This window comes from Burkholderia sp. TSV86, from assembly GCF_001522865.1.
Classification (GTDB): Bacteria; Pseudomonadota; Gammaproteobacteria; order Burkholderiales; family Burkholderiaceae; genus Burkholderia.
This window is the reverse complement of record NZ_LOWB01000034.1, coordinates 1-1,717: the sequence shown is the minus strand read 5'-3', so window position 1 is coordinate 1,717 and position 1,717 is coordinate 1. Positions and strand designations below refer to the sequence as shown.

Below are 1,717 nucleotides of genomic sequence, written 5' to 3'. Positions count from 1 at the left end.
GTTGAGCCCGGTATCGGGGGTGAGGGTGCCGTCGACGGTGGTGCGGCGGGTATAGGTGCCGAAGCTGAACAGCAGGACCACGCCGAGGGCCATGGCGATGGCCGCGGTGGTCAGGACCGCGAACGATACCGGCCGGATCAGCACGATCTCGCCCAGCGTTTGCGTGCGTTGGGCTTCTTGCGCGGCAGGGCGGAAAAGAGGTGTGTTGGGCGTCATGAATGGACAGCCGAAATTAGCTTATTAAGCGCGACGTTGGTTGCGAACCTGGCGTTCGAGCACCACGCTCGCAAGCGCAGCGAACTGTTCGATGATTGCCGTGGCTCGATGCGGGTTGTATCTGCAATAAAGCGTCATATTGCATAACCCCGTTTCCGCTCGAGTAAATTTTTGCATATCTGATTAACGTAGGTGTCGAGTCGATGTTTTGACAAACGACATGATGACGACGCGGGGTCCGATGTCCGAGCGATCTTGCGCCATGAAGGCGCGATGAGCGCGGTAGCATCCGCCATCCCGGACAGGCACCGCTCGAGATTGCGCAGCAGCTATCCCGAAACTTATCGGAGTGCGGCGAAAGAGGAAAGCGCGTCGGCCTACGTTTTAACCATATTTGATGAGTTTTCCTCTATTTGACGATCGAATCGACAGGTAATCGAATGAGGCGTTGCGCATGGATCGCGAGGCCGGCAGAGGAACCGGAGGAGTTGATACCATGCCGGCGCGGGGAGGCTGCTCGAGCACTCGCCAGAGGCGGCGTTGCGCGGCTGACGACGGAAATAAAAACGCGTGCCCGGCGCGAAGGCCGGGCACGCGTTTGGTCCGACTAGTTCAGGCGCGGCTGGCAGATTGCCGCCGGCGCCTGGTAAGTCGCGCCTTGACTTGTGATTACTTGCCGGTCAGTGCGCCAGCGATCGTGCCGATCGTGGCCGTTGCAACGCCAGCGAGAACGTTGGTCGCGCCGGCCAGGATGCCGCCAGCCGTGTCCGTCAGGTTCACGCCGAAGTTGTAAGCAGCGCCGCCAACCGTGCTGATGGTGTTTTGCGCGGTCAGAACAGCACCAGTCCACAGGCCTTGCAGAATGTTGTTGGCGCCGCCAACCAGGTCGATTTCTTGTTGATTGAGTTCTTGCATGATGGTTTTCCTAAAGATTTTTGAATGAGGTTAGATACGACTTTAGACGATGCTTGTGACGGTTGACAGGCCGGTCGCGAAGCCGTTGACGGCGCCACCAATCACTTGCCCCGGCAGGCCGAGGATGATGTTGCCCGCGCCGATGAGGCCGCCAGCCAGTTGGTCCGTGGCCACTGCGCCGAGATCGTACAGGCCTTTGCCGTAGATGCCGACCAGGCCCGTAAGTGCGCCGATCAGGCCGCCACCAGTTTGAGCGCCACCAACCAGATCGATCTCTTGCAGAGTGAGTTCTTGCATTGTGAATCGGCCCGGGTTTTTCGGAGACCTCAACCTTTGAGAGAATGGGGTCATGGAAACCTTAAAACCTGAAAGCAATGTAAAAAAGAAGGCCCAACCGAAATACTCGGCGGAGATGCGCGCACGCGCCGTGCGGATGGTGTTGGACCACCTGCGGGAGTACGAATCGGAATGGGCGGCCATCAGCTCGATCGCGGCGAAAGTCGGCTGCACGCCGGAGACGCTACGCAAATGGGTTCGGCAGGAGCAGAAGGATCGGGGCCAGCGCGCCGGCGCCACGACAGCCGAA

The 1,717-nt window shown here is 59.5% G+C and carries 3 protein-coding genes and 1 pseudogene; 1 reads left to right on the top strand and 3 read right to left on the bottom strand.

Going from position 1 to position 1,717, the window contains the following annotated elements; all coding sequences use genetic code 11:
- From WS68_RS06035 to WS68_RS06025, 3 genes and pseudogenes are all read right to left on the bottom strand, one after another.
- Positions 1-216: pseudogene (locus WS68_RS06035) on the bottom strand (HlyD family secretion protein); the annotation flags it as partial.
- Between the two features lie 669 nt (positions 217-885).
- On the bottom strand, positions 886-1,131 hold the full coding sequence (locus WS68_RS06030) for a hypothetical protein (RefSeq protein ID WP_059569935.1): 246 nt from the start codon (positions 1,129-1,131) through the stop codon (positions 886-888).
- A 42-nt stretch (positions 1,132-1,173) separates the two neighbouring features.
- A complete protein-coding gene (locus tag WS68_RS06025; RefSeq protein ID WP_059569934.1) occupies positions 1,174-1,428 on the bottom strand; it encodes a hypothetical protein in 255 nt (84 codons plus the stop codon).
- Between the two features lie 52 nt (positions 1,429-1,480).
- Between WS68_RS06025 and WS68_RS06020 the strand changes: the two genes are divergently transcribed.
- Positions 1,481-1,717 (top strand): transposase (locus WS68_RS06020; protein WP_156429362.1); only part of this gene is annotated, 237 nt, incomplete at its 3' end.

What these genes read in the sequence shown, in the direction of transcription:
- WS68_RS06030 (WP_059569935.1), bottom strand. Translation starts at nt 1,131, where the DNA reads ATGCAAGAACTCAATCAACAAGAAATCGACCTGGTTGGCGGCGCCAAC.
- WS68_RS06025 (WP_059569934.1), bottom strand. Translation starts at nt 1,428, where the DNA reads ATGCAAGAACTCACTCTGCAAGAGATCGATCTGGTTGGTGGCGCTCAA.